The sequence below is a fragment of the Streptomyces sp. NPDC050264 genome (assembly GCF_040655895.1).
Taxonomy (GTDB): domain Bacteria; phylum Actinomycetota; class Actinomycetes; order Streptomycetales; family Streptomycetaceae; genus Streptomyces.
The window spans coordinates 76,060-96,424 of the sequence record NZ_JBFAKV010000006.1 but is presented as its reverse complement, the minus strand read 5'-3'; the positions used below and the strand labels follow the sequence as shown (position 1 = coordinate 96,424).

Annotated in this window: 28 protein-coding genes; 22 read left to right on the top strand and 6 right to left on the bottom strand. The window is 71.8% G+C overall.

Annotated elements, in window-relative coordinates:
- Positions 1 to 6: 6 nt before the first annotated feature.
- On the bottom strand, positions 7 to 1,167 hold the full coding sequence (locus tag AB0J02_RS12305; RefSeq protein ID WP_363193550.1) for an aromatic acid exporter family protein: 1,161 nt from the start codon (positions 1,165 to 1,167) through the stop codon (positions 7 to 9).
- A gap of 281 nt (positions 1,168 to 1,448) precedes the next feature.
- Between AB0J02_RS12305 and AB0J02_RS12300 the strand changes: the two genes are divergently transcribed.
- From AB0J02_RS12300 to AB0J02_RS12270, 7 genes are all read left to right on the top strand, one after another.
- Positions 1,449 to 2,462 carry an SDR family NAD(P)-dependent oxidoreductase gene (locus tag AB0J02_RS12300; protein WP_363193549.1) on the top strand — a complete coding sequence of 338 codons (1,014 nt, stop codon included), beginning with the start codon at positions 1,449 to 1,451 and terminating at the stop codon, positions 2,460 to 2,462.
- A gap of 44 nt (positions 2,463 to 2,506) precedes the next feature.
- Entirely contained in the window at positions 2,507 to 2,698 is a 192-nt protein-coding gene (locus AB0J02_RS12295) for a hypothetical protein (protein WP_363193548.1), read from the top strand.
- Between the two features lie 90 nt (positions 2,699 to 2,788).
- Positions 2,789 to 3,052, top strand: a complete 264-nt coding sequence (locus AB0J02_RS12290) for a DUF5133 domain-containing protein (protein ID WP_363193547.1) — start codon at positions 2,789 to 2,791, stop codon at positions 3,050 to 3,052.
- Between the two features lie 52 nt (positions 3,053 to 3,104).
- Entirely contained in the window at positions 3,105 to 4,151 is a 1,047-nt protein-coding gene (locus AB0J02_RS12285) for an acyl-CoA dehydrogenase (protein WP_363193546.1), read from the top strand.
- Positions 4,148 to 4,924: a PIG-L family deacetylase gene (locus AB0J02_RS12280; RefSeq protein ID WP_363193545.1), complete on the top strand. Its 777-nt coding sequence runs from the start codon at positions 4,148 to 4,150 to the stop codon at positions 4,922 to 4,924. Before AB0J02_RS12285 ends, AB0J02_RS12280 begins: the two co-directional genes overlap by 4 nt.
- The gene (locus tag AB0J02_RS12275) at positions 4,921 to 5,538 is read left to right on the top strand and encodes an SAM-dependent methyltransferase (protein ID WP_363193544.1); all 618 of its coding nucleotides are present in this window, start codon (positions 4,921 to 4,923) and stop codon (positions 5,536 to 5,538) included. The genes AB0J02_RS12280 and AB0J02_RS12275 overlap by 4 nt, the downstream gene beginning before the upstream one ends.
- Positions 5,535 to 6,254: a glycosyltransferase gene (locus tag AB0J02_RS12270; RefSeq protein WP_363193543.1), complete on the top strand. Its 720-nt coding sequence runs from the start codon at positions 5,535 to 5,537 to the stop codon at positions 6,252 to 6,254. The genes AB0J02_RS12275 and AB0J02_RS12270 overlap by 4 nt, the downstream gene beginning before the upstream one ends.
- Before the next feature lie 6 nt (positions 6,255 to 6,260).
- Here the strand turns inward: AB0J02_RS12270 and AB0J02_RS12265 are convergent, their stop codons facing one another.
- A complete protein-coding gene (locus AB0J02_RS12265) occupies positions 6,261 to 7,427 on the bottom strand; it encodes a PP2C family protein-serine/threonine phosphatase (RefSeq protein WP_363193542.1) in 1,167 nt (388 codons plus the stop codon).
- A gap of 190 nt (positions 7,428 to 7,617) precedes the next feature.
- Between AB0J02_RS12265 and AB0J02_RS12260 the strand changes: the two genes are divergently transcribed.
- The 11 genes from AB0J02_RS12260 to AB0J02_RS12210 all read left to right on the top strand — a co-directional run bounded on the left by AB0J02_RS12260 (position 7,618) and on the right by AB0J02_RS12210 (position 13,795).
- Complete coding sequence (locus AB0J02_RS12260) at positions 7,618 to 7,941, top strand: gas vesicle protein (protein WP_363193541.1); 324 nt, start codon at positions 7,618 to 7,620, stop codon at positions 7,939 to 7,941.
- 30 nt (positions 7,942 to 7,971) lie between these two features.
- Positions 7,972 to 8,475, top strand: a complete 504-nt coding sequence (gvpJ, locus tag AB0J02_RS12255; RefSeq protein ID WP_363193540.1) for a gas vesicle protein GvpJ — start codon at positions 7,972 to 7,974, stop codon at positions 8,473 to 8,475.
- A gap of 2 nt (positions 8,476 to 8,477) precedes the next feature.
- A complete protein-coding gene (locus AB0J02_RS12250; protein ID WP_363193539.1) occupies positions 8,478 to 9,233 on the top strand; it encodes a GvpL/GvpF family gas vesicle protein in 756 nt (251 codons plus the stop codon).
- 2 nt (positions 9,234 to 9,235) lie between these two features.
- Positions 9,236 to 9,490: a gas vesicle protein GvpG gene (locus AB0J02_RS12245; protein ID WP_363193538.1), complete on the top strand. Its 255-nt coding sequence runs from the start codon at positions 9,236 to 9,238 to the stop codon at positions 9,488 to 9,490.
- Positions 9,491 to 9,495: 5 nt separating this feature from the next.
- Positions 9,496 to 10,344, top strand: coding sequence for a histone protein (locus AB0J02_RS12240; protein ID WP_363193537.1), 849 nt, complete (start codon positions 9,496 to 9,498; stop codon positions 10,342 to 10,344).
- A gap of 6 nt (positions 10,345 to 10,350) precedes the next feature.
- Complete coding sequence (locus AB0J02_RS12235; RefSeq protein WP_363193536.1) at positions 10,351 to 11,403, top strand: SRPBCC family protein; 1,053 nt, start codon at positions 10,351 to 10,353, stop codon at positions 11,401 to 11,403.
- Positions 11,400 to 11,831: a gas vesicle protein gene (locus AB0J02_RS12230; protein ID WP_363193535.1), complete on the top strand. Its 432-nt coding sequence runs from the start codon at positions 11,400 to 11,402 to the stop codon at positions 11,829 to 11,831. Before AB0J02_RS12235 ends, AB0J02_RS12230 begins: the two co-directional genes overlap by 4 nt.
- Complete coding sequence (locus AB0J02_RS12225; protein ID WP_363193534.1) at positions 11,828 to 12,670, top strand: GvpL/GvpF family gas vesicle protein; 843 nt, start codon at positions 11,828 to 11,830, stop codon at positions 12,668 to 12,670. Before AB0J02_RS12230 ends, AB0J02_RS12225 begins: the two co-directional genes overlap by 4 nt.
- A 2-nt stretch (positions 12,671 to 12,672) precedes the next feature.
- Positions 12,673 to 12,900: a gas vesicle protein gene (locus AB0J02_RS12220; RefSeq protein ID WP_363193533.1), complete on the top strand. Its 228-nt coding sequence runs from the start codon at positions 12,673 to 12,675 to the stop codon at positions 12,898 to 12,900.
- A complete protein-coding gene (locus AB0J02_RS12215) occupies positions 12,897 to 13,175 on the top strand; it encodes a gas vesicle protein K (RefSeq protein WP_363193532.1) in 279 nt (92 codons plus the stop codon). Before AB0J02_RS12220 ends, AB0J02_RS12215 begins: the two co-directional genes overlap by 4 nt.
- A 125-nt stretch (positions 13,176 to 13,300) precedes the next feature.
- Positions 13,301 to 13,795, top strand: coding sequence for an Asp23/Gls24 family envelope stress response protein (locus tag AB0J02_RS12210; RefSeq protein ID WP_363193531.1), 495 nt, complete (start codon positions 13,301 to 13,303; stop codon positions 13,793 to 13,795).
- Between the two features lie 82 nt (positions 13,796 to 13,877).
- Here the strand turns inward: AB0J02_RS12210 and AB0J02_RS12205 are convergent, their stop codons facing one another.
- Positions 13,878 to 14,675 carry a SigB/SigF/SigG family RNA polymerase sigma factor gene (locus AB0J02_RS12205; protein ID WP_363193530.1) on the bottom strand — a complete coding sequence of 266 codons (798 nt, stop codon included), beginning with the start codon at positions 14,673 to 14,675 and terminating at the stop codon, positions 13,878 to 13,880.
- Positions 14,676 to 14,906: 231 nt separating this feature from the next.
- Here AB0J02_RS12205 and AB0J02_RS12200 point away from each other — a divergent pair, with 231 nt between their 5' ends.
- The 4 genes from AB0J02_RS12200 to AB0J02_RS12185 all read left to right on the top strand — a co-directional run bounded on the left by AB0J02_RS12200 (position 14,907) and on the right by AB0J02_RS12185 (position 17,877).
- Positions 14,907 to 15,710: an alpha/beta hydrolase gene (locus tag AB0J02_RS12200; protein ID WP_363193529.1), complete on the top strand. Its 804-nt coding sequence runs from the start codon at positions 14,907 to 14,909 to the stop codon at positions 15,708 to 15,710.
- Positions 15,710 to 16,990 (top strand): SpoIIE family protein phosphatase, encoded by a 1,281-nt coding sequence (locus tag AB0J02_RS12195; RefSeq protein ID WP_363193528.1) that lies wholly within the window; start codon positions 15,710 to 15,712, stop codon positions 16,988 to 16,990. The genes AB0J02_RS12200 and AB0J02_RS12195 overlap by 1 nt, the downstream gene beginning before the upstream one ends.
- The gene (locus tag AB0J02_RS12190) at positions 16,987 to 17,337 is read left to right on the top strand and encodes an STAS domain-containing protein (protein WP_363193527.1); all 351 of its coding nucleotides are present in this window, start codon (positions 16,987 to 16,989) and stop codon (positions 17,335 to 17,337) included. The genes AB0J02_RS12195 and AB0J02_RS12190 overlap by 4 nt, the downstream gene beginning before the upstream one ends.
- Before the next feature lie 366 nt (positions 17,338 to 17,703).
- Positions 17,704 to 17,877, top strand: a complete 174-nt coding sequence (locus AB0J02_RS12185; RefSeq protein ID WP_363193526.1) for a CsbD family protein — start codon at positions 17,704 to 17,706, stop codon at positions 17,875 to 17,877.
- Between the two features lie 69 nt (positions 17,878 to 17,946).
- On the opposite strand, the gene AB0J02_RS12180 is transcribed toward AB0J02_RS12185, so the two are convergent.
- The 3 genes from AB0J02_RS12180 to AB0J02_RS12170 are packed head-to-tail and all read right to left on the bottom strand — an operon-like array spanning position 17,947 to position 20,359.
- The gene (locus AB0J02_RS12180; RefSeq protein WP_363193525.1) at positions 17,947 to 18,201 is read right to left on the bottom strand and encodes a DUF6332 family protein; all 255 of its coding nucleotides are present in this window, start codon (positions 18,199 to 18,201) and stop codon (positions 17,947 to 17,949) included.
- Positions 18,202 to 18,246: 45 nt separating this feature from the next.
- Positions 18,247 to 18,987 (bottom strand): hypothetical protein, encoded by a 741-nt coding sequence (locus tag AB0J02_RS12175; protein ID WP_363193524.1) that lies wholly within the window; start codon positions 18,985 to 18,987, stop codon positions 18,247 to 18,249.
- Positions 18,988 to 19,015: 28 nt separating this feature from the next.
- Positions 19,016 to 20,359: a hypothetical protein gene (locus tag AB0J02_RS12170; protein ID WP_363193523.1), complete on the bottom strand. Its 1,344-nt coding sequence runs from the start codon at positions 20,357 to 20,359 to the stop codon at positions 19,016 to 19,018.
- Between the last annotated feature and the right edge of the window lie 6 nt (positions 20,360 to 20,365).

The following is a 20,365-nucleotide window of genomic DNA, read 5'->3' as shown; positions in this document are numbered from 1 at the left end:
ACCGACTCAGTCCTCAGCGGTGTCCATCAATACGTCGCAGGTGTTCTGGAACTCCTCCATCAGGCGGCTCGCCTCGACCACCAGAACGCCGTACGGCCGGGACGCGTCGGCCAGCGGCAGCTGCGCGTCCTGGGCCGCGCCCAGCACCTTCTGCAAAGCCTCCTGAGCGGTGGTCGCGAGCTCGCACATCGTCCGCGCCTGGTCGGTGAGGGTGTCGCTGTCGAGTTCGGCGACGACATGGGCGATGTCGCGCAGGCTCTCGGCGAAGCCGGCGTACGCCGTCAGGACGGGTGTGTAGCTGTAGGTGTTCTCCGTCTCGCGCCACTGGCTCAGGCTCCGGGTGAGCGAGCCCAGCTGGTAGACCGCGCGCTCCAGGGCGTTGACGGTCTGGCGGTAGCGGTCGAAGGTCAGATAGCCGCGGTGCGCGGGCAGCAGCCGCCGGGGGTTGAAGGGCAGACTGCTCTCCGCCGTGTTCAGCCCCGCCCGCGCCTGGCCGACCGCCGTCTGTACGCGCTCGCCCGTCCTGCGCCACTGCTCGGTGCGCTCGGCGTCGACGTTCCCGCTGCGCAGGCCGTCGGCCATGTCGTCCAGCAGGTACTCGATCTCGGCGGCCAGGGAGTGCAGCCCCTGCTCGGCGCTGCGGTAGCGCAGGGGCGGCGCGATACACAGGTTCACCAGCAGTCCGAGGCCGCAGCCGATGAGGACGAGCAGGATGATCTGCCCGAGCTGGAGGGCCTTGTCGCCGGTGGTGGTGGCCGCGGCGTAGGTGGAGAAGGCGAAGAAGGCGGCCGTCGCCACCTGGGAGCGCTGTTCACCGAGCGCCGGCCACTGGCCGACGCACAGCGCGACGAGCGCGACCACGACGAAGGCGAACAGGTCGGGGCCGGCGACGAAGCCGATGGCGGCCTGCACCGCCACGCCGGCCGTGACCGCGGCGGCGTACCGCAGCGCCTGCCAGACGGACCGGGAGAGGGTGACGTTCATGATCAGCACCGCGGAGAACGGCGCGAACGCCGGGGAGGTGGCCCGCAGCAGATCGTGCGCGACCCACCAGGACAACGTCGCCGCCAGCACGCTCTTGCCGATCAACAGCGCCGTGTACCGCTCGTGTCCCGGCGCGTTCCACGCCCGCACGCACCACGCCCAACAGCTCCGAAGTCGATTCACCACGGGTTCCCGCCGCCTGCCTTTCCGCGTCGCCGGTCCCGCGAACCGGGACCACCTGTCACAAGTAACCAGGTCGGTCCCCTTGACAACACGTTGACCGGCCCCAATCGAGCGCCACGGGACGGCGGTGCGCCGACCGGCCCCCGGACTTAGGCTGATGCGCGGGCCCCGGCAAGGCCCCCACGGGCAACCCCGGCGATCACCGGATTGGTGACGCGGCCCGGGGGAACGCGCCGCTGACGACACCTTCCCCTTCCCCTCGGAGACAGGGAGTGACCTCCATGCCGGCACCGCCGCCCCGCACATCCGCACCGCTGCACGGCCTGTCCTCCGTGGTCACCGGCGGCTCACGCGGCCTGGGGCTGCTGATCTCCGACGAACTGGTGCGCCGCGGCTGTTCCGTCACGCTCGCGGCCCGGGACGCGGCCGAACTGGACCGTGCCGCCGAACTGCTGGGGCAGCGGCATCCCGGGGCCCCCGTACGCACCACGGTGACCGATGTACGCGACAAGAAGAGCGTCGCCGAACTCTTCCGGCAGACCGCGGCCGCCCGCGGGGGCGTGGACATCGTCGTCGCCAACGCCGGGATCATCCAGGTGGCGCCGGCCGAGGACGCCGGCACGACCGGCTTCGACGACGCGATGAGCACCATCTTCTCCGGCGCCCTGCACACCAGCCTCGAAGCACTCCCCTACCTGCGCGAGAGCCGGGCGGGCGGACGGCTGGCCCTGATCGGCTCCGTGGGAGGGCTGCTCGCCGTACCGCACCTGCTGCCGTACTCCTGTGCCAAGGCGGCCGTGGGCGCTCTGGCCGAAGGGCTGTACGTGGAGGCGGCGCGCGCCGGCGTCTCCGTGACGGCCGTGCATCCGGGTCTCATGCGTACGGGCTCGCATCTGCACGCCGTGTTCGGCGGTGACCGGCGACGCGAGTTCGCCTGGTTCTCCGCGCTCGCCGGCACTCCCCTGGTCTCGATGGACGCGCAGCGCGCCGCGGACCGCATCGTCACCGCCGTCCAGCGCCGCCGGGTCCGGCTCGTGCTCACCCCCGCGGCGCGGGCCGCCGACAAGGCGCACGGGCTCGCTCCGGTCCTCACCGCACGGCTCAGCCATGTCGCGAACGCTCTGCTGCCCGCCCCACAGGGCGAACCCGAGCTGCGTCCGGGTATCGACGTCGAGCCGGCCGCCCCCCGCACGCTCGGGGAACGGGTCCGCGCCCTGGGCAGCGCCCTGAACGACCGGGCGGCCCGCGCCCACAACGAACGTCACCGCACCGCTCAGGAACGGGCGCAGCCCTGACGCCGTCACCTTGAACCGTCCCCCGAACGACTGAAGGAGCCACCGTGCCGAACGACCCCGACCAGCAGCTCGACGAGTCCCGCCCCGCCCGGACCGCGGCGGAAGAGGTCCTCGACGAGTTCGAGGAGGCCGAGACCGACCCGCGCCACGAGGAGAAGAAGGACCGGCGGCGAGGGGAGAGCGGCGACGCGATCTCGCCCAACCCCGCCGCCCAGGAGGACGCGCGGGACGAATGACCCTCGCGGACCCCCTGCGCACGCATGCATGAAATGCGCGTGCCGGGACACTCGGGGTGCGAGTTGCTTGAGTAGAAGGAGCCTCTCGGAATGATCACTCCCCACCCGCAGATCCTGCGCACGCTGATGTCCCGTTACGCGACCGCGCGTGTCCGGCTCATCGAAGACGACACCGTCGCGAACCGGCGCCTCCTGGAGGACGCCGCGTACACGCTGTGCGTCACCACCGGTACCTGCGAGATCAAGGACGCTCTCGCCGCTGCGGACCGTTTCCTGACGGCGGCGCCGTCGGACGCCGCAGCCCGGCAGCCCACGGCGGGCCAGGAACAGGCCGACCAGTCACTGGTGGCGTGAACCGGCTCCGCAGCTGTCCGTTCCCCTTTCAGCACATGTCGAAGGATCACGTATGACGGACAGTACGGTGGCGCCCGGAACCTCTGCCGGGAGCAGGCGGTCCGGCCGGGTCCCCGACGGGATCGCGCCGGACGAGGCCCGCCGGGAGAGTGCCGAGCGATTCGCCTCGGTGGTCGGCCTCATCGACGCCGGAAAGCTGGAGTTCCCGCTGCCGGGTTCCGGACGCACCGGGGCGCGGCTGGCCGCTCTGCAGTCCGTCGCCGAGGACGATCTGTGCCTGGCGCGTCTGGTCGAGGGGCACGTGGACGCGCTGGCCATCCTCGCCGAACTCGACGGCCCGCCGCCCCGGCCCGGACAGCGGTGGGGCGTCTGGGCGGCCGAGCCGCCCGGGGCCACGCTCGAAGCCACCCGCTCCGGCGACGGCTGGGTCCTGAACGGCCTGAAGCCGTACTGTTCAGGCGCTCACAGCTGCACCGACGCCCTGGTCACGGCGCGGACACCGGAGGGCCGACGGCTCTTCGCCGCGAGCGTCGACCCGCGTCGTTGCGGGCCGGTGGACGGCAGCTGGCAGGCGGTGGGAATGGCGGGCAGCGATACGCCCGACGTGCGCTTCGACCAGGTCCCCGCCGTCGCCGTCGGGGACGTCGAGGCCTATGTGCGCAGGCCGGGCTTCCAGCACGGCGGGATCGGCGTCGCCGCCTGCTGGTACGGCGGCGCCCTCGCCGTCGCCCGCACCCTGCGTCACGCCGCCGCCAAACGGGCCGACCCGCACACGGACGCCCATCTCGGAGCGGTCGACATTCAGTTGCACGCCGCCGAGACGGTGCTCCGGCGTGCGGCCGCGGAGATCGACGGCGACCCCTTGGACAGCAGTGGCGAGGCAGGCGTACGCGGCCTGCGCGTACGCGCCTTCGTCGAGTCGGTGTGCACCGAGGTGCTGACCCGGGTGGGCCGCGCCACCGGCGCGGGTCCGCTCTGCCACGACCTGCGGCACGCCCGCGACGTGGCCGACCTGACCGTCTATGTGCGCCAGCACCACGGCGAGCGCGATCTCGCGGAACTCGGCGGCCTCCTCGCCCGCCCGCAGGACGAGCGATGACACGCCCCGCGGTGCGGGCCGGCCGCACCGCGGCCGCGAACCCGATCCAGGCGGCGGGAACCGACGAGGCGTGCTGGCGCGACTGGAGCGGCTGGGACGCGATGCCGGACGCGCACCTGCCGGACAGCGGCCGGGTCGTGGTGGTGGCCGCGCACCCCGACGACGAAGTGCTCGGCTTCGGCGGCGCGATGGCGGTGCTCGCGGAGCGCGGGGTACGGCTGACCGTCGTATCGATCACGGACGGCGAGGGCTCGCACCCCGGCAGCCAGGTCGTGACGCCCGCCTCCCTGGCGCGTCTGCGAGCCGAGGAGCTGCGGACCGCCCTCGCCGAACTCGGCGCCGAACAGGCGCGGATCGTCCGCCTGGCAGTACAGGACACGGGCGTCGCCCAGCACGAAGAACAGATCGTGGACGTGCTCGCGCCCCTGGTGCGCGACGCGGACCTGGTCGTCGCACCGTGGACCGGTGACGTGCACAGCGATCACGAGGCGGCCGGACGCGCGGCCCGCACGGCCGCGCGCCGCGCGGGCACCCCCTGCTCCCTGTACCCGGTCTGGATGTGGCACTGGGCAGCACCGGACGACCCCCGGGTGCCCTGGCAGACCGCCCAGCGCGTTCAACTGCCCCCACACATCCGGGCGTTGAAACGAGCGGCGATCGACCGGTTCACCACCCAGATCCATCCGCTGGGGCCCGGCCCCGACGAGGCGGCGATCCTCCCGCCCGAGGAGCTGGCCCATCATCTGCGCCCCACGGAGGTCCTGTTCCAGTGAGCACCCCGCCCTCGTACTTCGAGGACATGTACCGCGACGCGTCCGACCCCTGGCATCTGGCCGAGCGCTGGTACGAACGGCGCAAGTACGGCCTCACCCTCGCCGCGCTCCCCCGCCCCCGTTACCGCCGCGCCTTCGAACCGGCCTGCTCGGTGGGCGAGCTCACCGTGCGCCTGGCCGAGCGCTGCGACTCGCTCCTGGCCTGCGACCGCGTCCGGTCGGCGGCCGACACCGCCGCGCGCAGGACCCGGGACCTGCCGCACGTCGAGGTCCGCCACCTCACCCTCCCCGACCAGTGGCCCGCGGGCAGCTTCGACCTCGTCGTCCTGTCCGAACTGCTGTACTACTTCGACGCTGCCGAGCTGACCGTCCTGCTCAAGCACGCGGTCGACGCCCTCGAAGCGGGCGGCACCCTCGTGGCCGTCCACTGGAACCACCCGGTCGCCGAGCACCTGCGCACCGGCGACGAACTCGCCGGCATCCTCGGGTCGATCCCCGAACTGGCCCCGGCGTCCGAGCACCGCGAGGCGGACTTCGTCCTGCAGACGTTCGGCCGCCGCGGCGACGACGGCACGGCGCCGCCCTCCCCCGCGGCCGCGGAAGGCCTGGTGTGAGACCGCGCGCTCTCGCCGTCCTCGTACCGGCCCACGACGAGGAGGCGCTGCTCCCCGGCGCGTTGGACGCGATCCGCACCGCCGCGCAGCACCCCGCGCTGCGGCGGGTCCGGGTGATCACCGTGGTCGCCGCCGACAGCTGCTCGGACGGTACGGTCGCGGCCGCACTGCTCGCGGGCGCCCAGGTCGTCCGGGTCGCGTGCCGCAACGTGGGACTGGCGCGCGCCGCGGCGGCCGACCGCGCCATGGAGATCCTGGACGGCCCCGAAGGGGTCTGGTTCGCCTCGACCGACGCCGACAGCGTCGTGCCGCCCCACTGGCTCGCCTTCCAGCACGCGCGCGCCGTCGAGGGGTGGGACGCGGTCGTCGGCACCGTCTCCGTCGCCCAGTGGCCACAGCACGTACCCGGCCTGGCCGCCCGGCACCAGTCGCACTATGCCGCCTCCCGCCCGGCACACGGACCGTGGCACCACCCGCATGTGCACGGCGCGAACATCGGGGTGGCCGCCGACGCCTACCGGACGGCCGGCGGCTTCCCCCACCTGCCGGTGAGCGAGGACCACGGTCTCGTCGCCGCGCTCACCGCCACGGGCCACCGCGTCCTGCGCACGGCCGACTGTCCCGTCGTCACTTCGGGCCGCCTGCGCCCGCGGGCCCGCGGCGGATTCGGCGACCACCTCGCCCGCCTCGCCATGGAAGACGGCCCCAGGCGCTGACGAACGTCAGCCTCGTCCGGCTCCGTTGGTTTGAGGGCGCCACTCGAACATGAGGATCGTCGCGTCGTCACGCAGCCGGTGGTCCTGGGTGTCGAGGAGCGAGTGGATGAGCCGGCGCAGGGTTTCCGCGGCCAGCTCACCCGCGGCGGCGGCACGGATGACGTAGTCGGCGAACCGTTCGAGGCCGAGCTGACCACCGTCCGCGCTGCGCGCCTCGGTGACGCCGTCGGTGTACATCAGGACCCGGTCGCCCGGCTCCAGCGACGTCTCGTGCACATGGCGCGGGATGTCGGAGAAGATCGCGGGCAGCCCCATGGGCGGCTCGGGGTCCCGCTCCAGGGCGCCGGCGATCAGCTGCCGGTTGCGGATGAGCAGCGGGGGCGGGTGGCCGCAGTTGATCCAGCGCAGCCTGCCGGTGGCGAGTTCCAGCTGGGTGAGGACCGCGGTGCAGAACTGGTCGGGCAGCCACTGCGACAGGGCCGTATCGACCGCCTTCACCAGATCGGGCAGGTCGGCGCCGGTGCGCCGGGTGTTCCGGGCGGCGGCCAGGGACACCACCGCGGTCAGTCCCGACGCCAGGTTGTGGCCGACGGCGTCCAGGACTCCGGCGTGCAGGGTGGTGTCGGTGAGTGCGTGGTCGAAGGCGTCGCCCCCGATCTCGTAGGCCGGTTCCAGGACGGCCGTGGACAGGGCGTGGGTGGTGCCGATGGTGCGGGGCGGCAGGTAGGCGCGCAGCATCTCGGCGGGCAGGGTCATGGAGTCGGTGCGCGAGCGGCGCACGAAGGAGTCCTTGTACGCCCGCTTCGACGTGATCATCATGGCGCACAGCGCCGCGAGTGTTCTGCCGCGGCGCAGGGCCACCGGGTCGAGGACGGGCGCCGCCACCGCGAGGACTCCGAGCCGTTCCGCCCCGTCGACCAGCGGCAGCCAGGCCGTCATTCCGCCGTGGTGGTGTTCTTCCACCCGCAGGGACTGGGTGCGGTAGCTCCAGCCCGCCAGTGAGCCGTCGACCGGCAGCGCGGGCGCCGCCGAGTTCAGCGGGGTCAGCCGGCGCTGCTGCAGATCGGCGAGGTAGACCACCGCGTTGGCGAATCCCAGCGCCTTGGAGCTGCGGGCCACGGAGGTCGCCAGGTCCAGCGGCAGGTTCTCCGGGTCGGCAAGGAACTCTCCCAAAGCACTGTCCGCCGACTCCGGAAACACGCCATGCCCCTCTCCGTCGTACCGTCCCGGCGGACGCGGCCGCCTCGGGCAGTCTCACACCGCGCGGCGCGGCCCGCCTGCGCAGACCGCCCGGCGCACCGCTCCCCACCCCACCGGTCTCTCCCAAGATGCGGCGCGCCCGTCCTTGACAAGACTTGTCGACATGGCAGACCAACGTTCAGCTCGGGCCGGCGGCTCCTCGACAGCGACACGGAGGAGATCCGCGCCCAAGAAGGGGCCCGAACACGCCGCCCGCGCCGCCTGCCAGAGCCTGGAAGGGCTGATCGGCCACCGCACCGAAGGCGTTTCGGCGGTGCGGCGCGTCGATGACGACGGCTGGTGTGTCGTCGTGGACGTCCTCGAAGTGGCCCGTATCCCGGACACCACGAGCCTGCTCGCCTCCTACGAGGTGCTGCTCGACCGGGACGGCGAACTCCTGGAGTACCGCCGGCTCCGCCGCTATCGGCGGGGTGCCGCCGACGAGTGACCCAGTTCGTACGACTAGGGAAGGACCCTCATGACGACCACGACCTACGCCGACGAGATCGCTCCCTGCCCTCCGCGCGCCGGCACGCTCTACGACGTGCTGGAACTCATCCTCGACCGGGGCATGGTGATCGACGTCTTCGTGCGGGTCTCCCTGGTCGGTATCGAGATCCTCAAGATCGACGCACGCATAGTCGTGGCGAGTGTGGACACCTACCTCCGTTTCGCGGAGGCGTGCAACCGCCTCGACCTCGAACGGGATTCGGGCAGCACCACCGTCCCCGAACTGCTCAGCGGCGGTGCCGCCAAGAAGATCGGCAAGCGCAAGGTGCGTTCGGCCGCGGAGTCCGTCGGTGACACCGTGCGCAAGGTGGTCGGCGGCGACAGCCACTCCGACGACCGGGACGACGACGCCTACGAGGGCGACGACACGGACGACGGGGACGACGAGCAGTACGAGCCTCCCAAGCGGCGCCGCGCGCCCGCCCGCAGCAGCAGCAGCGGCGCGAGCCGTCGCCGCAGGGCGGAGGCATGAGCGTGACGGTCGACGCACTGTACGTCTACGCGGTCGTCCGGGCGGCGACTCCGCTGCCCGAGGGGGCCGTAGGGGTGGGCAGCCCGCCCGCCGAACTGCGCACGGTCGGCACCGGCCCGGTGACGGCGGTCGTGAGCGCCGCTCCCCCGAAGCTGCGCGCCCGGCGCCGCGATCTGATGGCTCACCAGAACCTGCTGACGGGACTCGCGGAGGCGGGCCCCGTTCTGCCGATGCGGTTCGGTGCGGTGGCGCCGGACGAGGACACCCTGCGAGCCCAGTTGGCCGCGGCGGAGTCGAACCACCTCGCGACGCTGGAGCGGCTCGCCGGGCAGGTCGAGATCAACGTCAAGGCCATGCCGGCCCGCGACGCGCTGGCCGCCCTGGTCGCCGGTGACGCGACCGTGCGGCGGCTGCGCGACGAAGCACGCCGACGCCCGGGTTACGAGGCCAACGTGCGGCTGGGACAGGCCGTCGCGGCCGCCCTGTCCCGCCGGGCGACCGAGGCCGGTCAGCAGGCCCTGCGCGGCCTCGCCTCGATGGCCCGCGCGACGGCCACCGGCCCCGACGTCCAGGGGTGCGCGCTCAACGTGTCGTTCCTCGTGGCCCGTTCGGACACCGGCCGGTTCCGCGCCACCGCCGAGCGTTTCGCCGCCGCGCACCAGCAACACGTCGACCTGCGCGTCGCCGGACCGCTCCCCTGCTACAGCTTCGTCGACACCCGCGCCCCGGCCCCGCCGGCCGCGGTCGGCGGGGGATGACGATGGGGCTGATCACCGGGGTGCTGCTCCTCCCCCTTGCCCCGGCCCGTGGCGTGGTGTGGGTCGCCGGACGGCTCCAGCAGGCCGCCGAGCGCGAGCTCTACGACCCGGGCGTGCTGCGCGCACAACTCGCCGCTCTCAACCAGGACCTGGACGAGGGACACATCACGCAGGCCGAGTTCGAAGCGGACGAGGAGCGGCTGCTCGACCGGCTGTATGCCGCGCAGACCGGCCCGACGCCGACAAACAGAAGGTGACAGGGATGGACGACCAGAGCAAAGTCGCGCTCGCCACAGCCGTAGTGGGCGGGTATGTACTGGGCCGGACCAAGAAGGGCCGACTGGCTCTGAGCGTCGCGACGTATCTGGCGGGGCGGCGGTTCGCGCTCGAACCGCGCCAGTTGGCGGCCCAGGGAATGCGCAAACTCGGCGAGATGCCCCAGTTCGCGCAATTGCAGGACCAGCTCAGGGGCGAGGTGCTCGGCGCGGGCCGCCAGGCCGTGAGCGCCGCCGCCCAACGCGGCATGAGCACGCTGGCGGACGCCATCGGCGACCGCACGGCCCGGCTCACCTCGGCAGCGGAGCCGGAAGACGACGACGAGTACGACGACGCGTACGAGGACTATGAGGACGCCGAGGACGCCGGTCCCGAGGACGAGGAAGACGAAGAAACCGACGAGTCCGACGAGGAGGAGGACGAGCCGGAAGAGGAGCCCGAAGAGGAGGAGCGCCCCGCCCCGCGGCCCCGGCGCGGAAGGTCCCCCGCCGCGCCCGCCAAGAAGGCCGACTCGGCCGGGAACTCCGCCTCCTCGAAGAGGACGGCGGCTCCGGCCAAGAAGGCTCCCGCGAGCAAGAGGGCAGCCCCCGCCAAAAAAGCACCCGCGGGCAAGAAGGCGGCCCCCGCGAAGAAGTCGGCGCCGGCAAAAAGGACGCCCGCGCAGAAGACAGCACCCGCGAAGAAGACAGCAACCGCGAAGAAGACGGCCCCGGCCAAGAAGTCGGCTCCCGCCAAGAAGTCGGCCCCACGGAAGTCGACGGCCAAGAAATCTGCCGCCAAGAAGTCGGCGTCAGCGAAGCGGACCGCGCCCAAGCGCGCCGATCGGCGGAGGTAGCCAGTCATGGCAAGGAACGACAGGGCCGAGTCCGAGGCCCCCGAGGAGTCGGGCGTCGGACGGCTGAAGGAAGAGCTGTCGAAGTTCGCCGGCGCTCAGGTCCAGCACCTGGCCGACAAGGCGGGCGACAAACTCACCGATCTGACGGGCAAGTTGAGCGACGCCGCCGACAGCGGCTCGCTGGCCTCCATCGGCTCGCGGGTGCTCCAGGGGGAGTCTCCGGTGAAGGCCTTCGTCTCGGACAAGGCCAAGGGAGCCAAGGACGCGGTCGTGGACAAGGCGAAGGAGGCCTTCGGTGGTGGCGGCACGGGCAAGCGCAAGGCCGGTGACAGCAAAGTCATGAACATCATCGAGGTCCTCGACGTGGGTGTGCCGCTGCGCACGGCCTACGACGCCTGGACCCAGTACGACCAGTTCGGCGATTTCGCCAAGGGCGTCCGCTCGGTCTCGAAGAGCGACGAGACGGAGAGCGACTGGAAGGTCAAGGTCGGGCCCTCCTCGCGCAGCTTCAAGGCCACGGTGCAGGAGCAGATCCCCGACGACCGCATCGTGTGGACCTCCGAGGGCGCCAAGGGCAGCACGCGCGGCGCCGTCAGCTTCCACGAACTCGCGCCGAACCTGACGCGGATCGTGCTGGTCGTGGAGTACTACCCGTCCGGGTTCTTCGAGAAGACGGGCAACCTGTGGCGGGCGCAGGGCCGCCGCATGCGGCTGGATTTCAAGCACTTCCAGCGGTACGTCACGCTCACCGACGAGGAACCGGAGGGCTGGCGCGGCGAGATCCGGGACGGCGAGGTCGTCCTCTCCCATGAGGACGCCGTCGAGCAGGAAGAGCAGGAAGAGCAGGAGGGGTCGGAGGACGCTGAGAACCAGGACGGCGAGCCGGCGGAGGACGAGTGGGACGAGGAGTACGACGGCTCCGACGAAGAGGGCGAGGACGGCGAGGAGGAGCCTGACGAAGAGGGCGAGGAAGAGGACGCGGAGGAGGACGATCAGGAGGAGGAGAAGCCCTCTCCCCGGCGTCCGAGCCGTAAGCGTCGCACGGGGTCGTCACGGTGACCGACCTCGACTTCAGTGCGGAAGGCCGGCCGGTGCCCGGTCCCGCGTCCACCAATCTGGCCGACATCCTCGAACGTGTGCTGGACAAGGGGATCGTCATCGCGGGGGACATCAAGATCGACCTCCTCGACATCGAGCTGCTCACCATCCGGCTCCGTCTTTTCGTCGCCTCCGTCGACACCGCGAAGAAGGCGGGCATCGACTGGTGGGAGACCGACCCGGCACTGAGTTCGCGGGCCTCGCGCAGCGCGCTGCAGGACGAGAACCGTGAGCTGCGCGAGCGTCTGGAGGCTCTGGAGGCGTCGCCCGACAGGACCGCGCCCCGGGACGCCGACAAGAAGGACCCCGGCAAGGCTCCCGATAAGGACGCCGACGAGAACGCCGACAAGAACGCGGACAAGAAGAAGAGGGAGGCCGCCCGGTCGTGACGCACTCCGTCCCCGGTACGCAGGCACAGACACCGGCACCCGACGCGACCGCCACATACGTGTTCGCCGTATGCCGCGGTACCCGCGCGATCAACACGGCCGACCTCACCGCTCTGCCGGGCATGCCCGGCGGCGGACAGGTCCGGCTGCTCGCGTCCGGAACGCTGACGGCCGTGGTGCAGACCGTGCCGGCCGCCGACTTCACCGACGAGGTCTGGCAGCTCCGGCTGTCGGACCGCGAGGAGATCGAGCGGTACGCGCGGGCCCATCATGAGGCGGTGTCCGCGGCGGCCGCTCGTGGCCCCGCCGTCCCCCTGCCCCTCGCCACGCTGTACCACGACGACGAGCGGGCCCGCTGTGTCCTCGGCGACGAGGCGGCCCGCTTCCACGGCGCGCTGAAGCGCATCGCGCACCACACGGAGTGGGGCGTGAAGGTGTACCGGCCCGCGACGCAGCCGGAGCAACCGGTGCCGGAGCGCGCGGCCTCCGCCGCGGCAGCCCGTCAGGGCCCGCCGGCGCCGGGCGCCGGCCTCGCCTATCTGAACCGCAGGCGCGGCGCCCACGACCGGCGGGAGCGGAGCCGGGAGGAAGCGCTGAAGGTCGCCGAGTCCGTGGACGCCGAGCTCTGCAACCTCGCCGCCGAGTCCCGCCGGCTCCGTACGCACGGTGCGGCGCTGACGGGCGAGCAGCGCGTACACGTACTCAATGCCACCTATCTGGTGGCCGCGGACCGGGCGGACGAACTCAGGGGTCTGGTCGGGGTGTTGAGGGAGCGCACGGGCGCGCAGATCGAGTTGTCCGGCCCGTGGGTGCCCTACTCCTTCGTCGGCGGGGTGTAGTCGTGGAGCGAGAAGTGGTGCCCTGGGACAGTCCCGGACCCCTGAACGGTCCGTTGGGGGTGCCCCTCGTCGACCTGCTGGACCGGGTGCTGTCGACCGGTGTGGTGGTCAGCGGCGACCTGGTCATCGCCATCGCCGATGTGCCCTTGGTGCGGCTGTCGTTGCACGCGCTCCTGTCCTCGGTGAACGAGCGCGTGCCGGCACCGTGGGCGGACGGGGGGCCGCTGTGACGGGCTCCCGTGTCGATCTCGACTCCGAGAAGATGGGGCGCGACCTGGTGGCTCTGGTCCTGACCGTGGTCGAGTTGCTGCGGCAGTTGATGGAGCGCCAGGCCATCCGCCGGGTCGAGCAGGGCGGCCTCGACGACGAGCAGGTCGAGGAGATCGGCACCACCCTCATGCTGCTCGACCAGCGCATGCAGGAACTCTGCGATCAGCACGGACTGAGCCCTGAGGATCTCAACCTGGATCTCGGGCCTCTCGGCTCGCTCCTCCCCCGCGACTGAGGGACCCGTGCCGGGCGGGTGCGGGTCACTCGAATGGCAGATCGCGACCAGGGGGCGCAGAGTGATTGAGGGGATCTCACGGGCGGGCATCCCCGTCCGTGCCGGCAATCCACTGTGAGGCGGCCATGTCCGACATCGGACTCGGAAGCGGCAGCACGACGACACCTAGCGCTGACCAGAGCGGCACTCGCGGCACGCGCGGCACCACCACCATCGCCGACAGTGTCGTGGCCACCATCGCCGGAATAGCGATCCGGGACACGGAGGGCGTCCGTTCGGTCGGCAAGAGCGCGAAGAAGGCGCTGGGCGCGGTCACCGGCCGGATGCCCGGGTCCTCGACCGCCGGACGTCCGGTCAAGGTGGAGGTGGACGACAAGCAGGTCACGATCGGCGTCGACGTCGAGGTCGAGTACGGCGTGCTGATCCACGAACTCGCGGATCAGATCCGTACGCACGTGATCGACGCGGTCGAGACGATGACCGGGCTCGACGTGACCGAGATCAACATCAACGTCTTCGACGTCCATATTCCTGACGAGGACGATGACGACGACGATGACGACGACAACAACGACGAGAGCGGCGGCGGAGCAGGCGCGCGCTCCGACCGCCTGCGGTGACTTGCCTGCGATGGCATGCCTGCTTTGACATGACGACGACCCTGCCGGACCGCGCTCGCGGCCGGGCGGGGTCGTCGGTCGGTCAGGCGGCCTGCGGCTGATGTTCGGGGACCCGGTTGGCGTGGTCACGGACCTGTGCGCAGCTACGGGTGATGAGGCGGGAGACGTGCATCTGGGAGATGCCGACCTTCTCGGCTATCCCGGCCTGGGTCATGTCCTCGAAGTAGCGCAGGTAGAGGATGGTGCGTTCCCGTTCCGGGAGCGCCCTGAGCCCTTCCTTGGCGGCTTCGCGGTCGGCTATGACGTCGTAACCGCTCTCGATGTGCCCGAGGGTGTCGGCGAGGCTGAGGCCGTCCGCCGCGGCGCTGAACTCGGCGTCCAGCGACAGGGAGTTGTAGCTCTCCAGCGCCTCCATGCCGTCGCGGACCTCGTCGAGGGTCAGCCCGGCCCGGGCTGCTATCTCCTCCATGCCCGCCTCACCGTCGTGGCCGGGCTGGTCCATGACGTCACGGCGCGCGGCACGCACCTTGTTCCGCAGATCCTGGACCCGGCGCGGGACGCGCACGTCCCAGGTGTGGTCACGGAAGTGGCGGCGCAGTTCCCCGGTGACGGTCGGGACCGCGTACGACTCGAAGGCGCCGCGTGCGGGGTCGTAGCGGTCGATGGCCTTGACCAGCCCCATGGCGGCGACCTGCTTGAGATCCTCCAGGTTCTCGCCCCTGTTGCGGAACTTCGTGGCGAGTCGGTGGGCCATGGGCAGCCATGCCTCCACCAGCTCCTGGCACAGGAGTTCACGTTCGGGCCCGTCGGGAGCGGCGGCGAGGCGGTGGAACGCCTCCGTGGTCTCGGGCGCGTCATCGTGCACTCGGCCAATGGCCATCAGGATGTCCTCCTGTCGCTGCTTCCGGCAAAAGTGACCGTGAGAAGCGACAGGACCCGCATCGAGGCGCAGTGCTCCTCACAGATGCGCCTGTGGTCCCAAGCACTGACCCACCGCCTGCCCCGCGGTCCGGGTGACAAACGGCGGTGCCGGGCCATGCGTCGTGGCGTGCGGTACGCGCCGCGGCACCTGCCTACGCACCGTTCCGGCAAGGCTGGGATCATGGGGTTCATGGACATCCTCCGCAGGAACAACGTCACGGTGACCGGGAACCCGCAGGGGCCCGCGGTGGTGCTGGCCCACGGCTTCGGCTGCGACCAGAACATGTGGCGGCTGACGGTGCCCGCCCTGGAGCGGGACTACCGTGTCGTGCTGTTCGACTACGTCGGCGCCGGCCGTTCGGACCTGTCCGCGTTCTCGGAGGAGCGCTACGGCTCACTGGACGGCTACGCCCAGGACGTGGTGGAGGTGTGCGACCGGCTCGACCTGCGCGACGCGGTGTTCGTGGGCCATTCGGTCAGCTCGATGATCGGTGTACTGGCCGCCCGGCGGGCGCCCGAGCGCATCGGGGCCCTGGTGATGATCGCCCCGTCCCCGCGCTACATCGACGACGAGGGCTACCGTGGCGGGTTCAGCAAGGAGGACATCGAGGAGCTTCTGGAGTCCTTGGACGCGAACTACCTGGGCTGGTCGGCGACGATGGCCCCGGTCATCATGGGCAACCCCGAGCGGCCCGATCTCGGCGACGAGCTCAAGAACAGCTTCTGCGCCACCGACCCGGACATGGCGCGCGTCTTCGCCCGGACCACGTTCCTCTCGGACACCCGCGACATCCTGCAGGACGTACGGGTGCCGACGCTGATCCTGGAGTGCACGCAGGACGCCATCGCCCCCCGTGAGGTCGGCGCCTACGTGCACGACGCGATTCGCGGCTCGACGCTGGTCACGCTCGACGCGACCGGGCACTGCCCGCACCTCTCCGCTCCGGAGGCCACCAACGCGTCGATCACCGAGTTCCTGAGAGGTCTCCGGTGATGTGCTGCACCGGGTCCGGCCACGAGGAGGCCGACGGCGGGACGGCCTCGGCCGCGACGTTCGCCGCGCTCCTGGAGGACAGCACCGAGGACCTGTACGACAACGCGCCCTGCGGGTACGTCTCCACGCTCATGGACGGCACGGTGGTCAAGCTCAACGACACCCTGTTGAACTGGCTTGGGCTCGAACGGGAGGCCGTGGTGGGCCGGTTGCGGTTCACGGACCTGCTGCCCGTGGGCGGCCGGCTGTACCACGAGACGCACTTCGCGCCGCTGCTGCGCATGCGGGGCGAGATCAGCGGAGTGGCCATGGAGCTCAAGCAGGCAGACGGCGGCCGGCTGCCGGTTCTGGTCACCGCCACGGTCAAGCACGGCAGCACCGGCGCGCCCCTGCTGACCCGTATCACCGTCTTCGAAGCCGCCGACCGCCGCTCCTACGAGACGGAGCTGCTGCGCAGCCGCCGGGCCGCCGAGGAGTCCGCGCGGCAGGCCCGCGCCGACCGGGCCCGCCTGCAGCAGGCGCTGGCCGTGCTGCAGCAGTCGTTGCTGCCCGCGGCCCTGCCCGCCATCCCCGGCGTGGAGACGGCCACCTACTACCACGCCGCCTCCCCCGACCGGCTCGGCGGCGACTTCTACGACGTCTTCCCCCTGGACGGCAAACGGTTCGGCTTCTTCCTCGGCGACGTCTGCGGCAAGGGGCCCGAGGCGGCCGCGGTCACGTCGCTGACGCGGTACACCCTGCGGGCCGCCGCCCTGCACGACCCCGACCCCGTGGCCGCTCTGACCACCCTCAACCAAGTGCTGCTCGACCGTTACTCGGGCGACGATCCGCGCTTTTGCACCGCCATCTTCGGCGTCCTGGAACCCGAGGCCGACACCGGACGCGTCACCGTCCAGCTCGCCTCCGGCGGTCACCCTCCGGCTCTCGTCCTGCGGACCGGCGGCACGGCCGGCTTCCTGCACACCCCCGGCGGTCACCTCGTCGGCGCCCTGCCCGACCCCCGCTTCACCACCGCCACCACCATCCTCGATCCCGGCGACACCCTCCTCCTCTACACCGACGGCGTCATCGAGGCCCGGACCGGCCCCGACCGCTCGTCCCTCTTCGGCGACGAGGCACTGCGCGCCTTCACCGCCGAGCACGCCGGCTCGTCCGCCATGGCGGTCATCGCCGCGCTGGCCGACCTGCTGAGCGGACTGGGCGAGGGCCTCGACGACGACACCGCCCTGCTCGCGCTGGGCGTGCCCGCCTCCGACACGACGACGAAGAGCACGCCATGAGCCCACTGAAGATCACGGCTGAAGACTGCGCGACCGGTACGGTCCTGAAGCTCATCGGCGACCTCGACCACGACACCGCCCCCCAGCTGCGTGACCTGCTGCCCACGACCACTCCGCAACCGGGCCGGCTCCTGATCCTGGACCTCGGGGCGATGCCGTTCTGCGACTCCAGCGGCATCAGCGCCCTGCTCGCCGCCCGCAACCACGCCCACGCCCTCGGCGCCGACATCGTCCTCGCCGCCGTCCCCGCCAACACCCTGCGCATCCTGCGCATCGTCGGCCTGGACCAGGTCTTCACCGTCCATCCGGACCTCGCGACCGCGACCCGGCCCCGCGAAGCCGGCTGACGCGAACACGAAAAGAGGGGTGGGCCTCGCCGTCCCAGGCAGGCCCACCCCTTTGGCACGCTCACCACCGCCCGTGGTGCCGCGCCGCTCAGGTGAGGAGATCAGATGGCGCGCATCGCCACCGGTACCGACGGCGCGTGCGGCCACCGGTATCAACCTCCTTGCCACCGTGTGCTCTTGGCCTGAACCCACAAACGCAGAATGGGTGCGTTACTTTCACGGATTGAAGGGAAGGCAGAGGCCCGCCGCGTGCGGGCCGGGCGAGGGCCGCGCAATTCGATGGCGATGACGATGTTTGCTCCGCGTCCGAGCGGCCAGGCGAATACCCAGGACATGATGTCGATGCCAAGGGAGCGTGAGCGGACCATGACCGCCAACGAGAAGGCCAAGGCGAAGACCGAGCAGGTCAAGGGCGCCGCGAAGGAAGCCGCCGGACGCACCGTCGGCAATGAGCGTCTCACCGCCGAGGGCCGTGCCGAGCAGATGAAGGGCGACGCACGTCAGGCCAAGGAGAAGACCAAGGACATCGGCAAGCACTGACCCACGCACCACACCACGCCACGCCACGATGCAGGGGCGGCCCCATGAAGGGGGCCGCCCCTGCGTCGTTCATCGCCCCAGCCGTCGCCGCGCGTCGAATCGGAGCAGCACGCGCACGACGCGCCACACCGCGGCGACCGCCGCCGACGCGGCTCCCACCATCAGGAAGCCCTTCCCGACCGGTTCGCTGACGCCGACGAGGAGGGCGGGCACCAGGAGCACAGCGAACACGAGCGCGGCCAACAGGGCGGCCGTCACCAGAGCGAACATGATCTCCACCGTCATCGCGTCTTTCTCCCCGCGCGCTTCATGCCCCTTGTCCATGCGGCAAGTCGTATCAAGAAAGCGGCGTCTGCGTGGTCGCCGCGGTCAGAAGTACAGCGTGAACGGAGTCGGGTCCACGGCGAACAATCCGTGGAAGGGGCTGTCCAGTTGGTAGATGAGGAGCACCGTGAAGGTGATGAGGGCGGACAGGCCCATCACCATCACGACGTGCGTGAAGCTGCGCTGGACGCCGAACATGAACATGAACGCGATGGTGAGTACGCCGCCGACGATCAGGCCGAACCAGATCACCGGTGACAGCCGCTCCGTGGAGTCGGCCTCCCGGCCGCGGCGTGCCTCGTCCAAGGTGCTCAGCTGTGCCAAAGTCTCCTGTCCCGTGGCCAGTTGGGCGGGGGTGGCGTCCGCCGGCACCTGACTCGTCGCGCGCACCTCGTTCAGCAGGCGCCAGCCTTCCGCGCCCAGCGGGGCGCGCTCGGCCATGGCGGGCCACTCCGTGTCCGTGACGTGCCGGATGTACGCCTCGATCTCGCCGCGCATCCGGTCGGCCTGCCCGGCGGGGAGACCCGCGGCGAGCAGATGGATCTGGTGCGCGGCGCTGGCCTCGGTGGCGGCGTGGTCCTCGGCTCCGGAGTGGGTGTCCCAGACCGACACCAGGGCGAGGCCGAGAACGAGCGCGTACAGGACACCGACCATCATGGAGATGTATTCGGCGACGTCCTCGCGGGGCTCCTCGTCCGGGCCCAGGGGCCAGAAACGGTGTTTGACCAGGACGACCGCTCCGGCGAGCAGGGCGACGCCCAGGACGATGGCGAGGCTTTCGATCATCGGCGGGTCCCGTTTCGTGGTGGCGCGGTCAGAGTCTGCGGGAGCCGAACACGGCGGCCGCGATGGCTGCGGGCAGCAGGATGAGGAACAGTGCGGCCAGGATGCCCAGGCTCGTGGGGGTGTGGTCCTCCCGGATGAGGCGCCTGAGCAGCGTGGGCTGTGACCGGGCCTCCTTCGGGACCGCCGCGGGGGGCACCGCCGTTTCCGGTGCCTCCGCCGGGGTCAGCGCCGCCGCAGGAGGCGATGCCGGGGACCGTCCCTTCGCCGGGGCCGGGGGTACGGCGGGCTCGGGCGGCGCGACGCCGGGAGCCACCCCCTCGGGCACGGCGGGAGCGGGTGGCAGGACGCCGGGAACCCCGATGCCCGGCACTGCGGTGCCCCGTGCCGCGATACCCGGTGCCGCGATGCCCGGAGGCGGCGGCGTCGGGGGGAAGAGCAGTGCCGCGAGGGGAGGCGCGGCTGCCGGTCGTTCGACGCGGGGCCGCTGTACCTGAGCCACCGGTCGCACGGGCCGCCGCGCCACGGGAACGACGGGCGCCGGGGCGCGGAGTGTGAAGCGTGCCGAGGCCCGCGCCGTGAGCAGCGGGGGTGGCACCGGCGCCCCGCGGGGGTTCAGGGTGCGGAGCAGGTCGCTGCCGTCGGCGCGCCCCCGGCTGACGTACGTGCCAGGGGCGCGCCGCACTTCGGCGGTGCACGCGGCCCGCGCCCCGGCGGCGAGGTGGGCGACGACCGGCCGCCCGCCCGCGCAGACGATCCGGGCCGGGGCCAGCGCGGGGTCGGTGACCCGGACGCCGTGGACGGGCCGGTTGCCGTTGTTGACCAGGACGTAGCGGATCTGTGCCCGGTCGGGGCCGGTGACGCGTGCCGTCTCCGTCAGGGCCAGGGCGGCGCCGACCCCGGCGTATCCGGAACGCGCGCTGGCCTGCACGGAGGCGCGCACCAGATGCAGCTGGCCGACGGCCCTGACCTCACCGATCCAGGCACCGGGGCGCGCGACCCCGGTCGCCGTGCAGCGCAGCGAGTGCAGCCCGGTCAGCATCGGCACCCGGCCCCGTCCACCGGGGCAGCGGATCGCGGCGCCCGGCATTCCGGGGTCCCTTACCCACACGTCGTGCAGGTCGGCGCCGCCGTGGTTGACGAGGCGGTAGGACTTGACGACGGCGGCACCGGTCCGGATGCCGGGGTCCAGGGCGCCCAGGCCCGGCCGGGTGTTCACCGTGACCTCCAGGACGAGTCCGTGCGGTCCGGCGCCGTCGGCGGCACAGGGGCCTGCGGCCGACCAGCACCCCGTGCTCAGGAGAAGGGCGGCCAGGAGCCACCGCGCCGATCGTGCCGGCCGCGTCGCCCTCGCGCCTTCTCGTCCGATGATCACACCGGA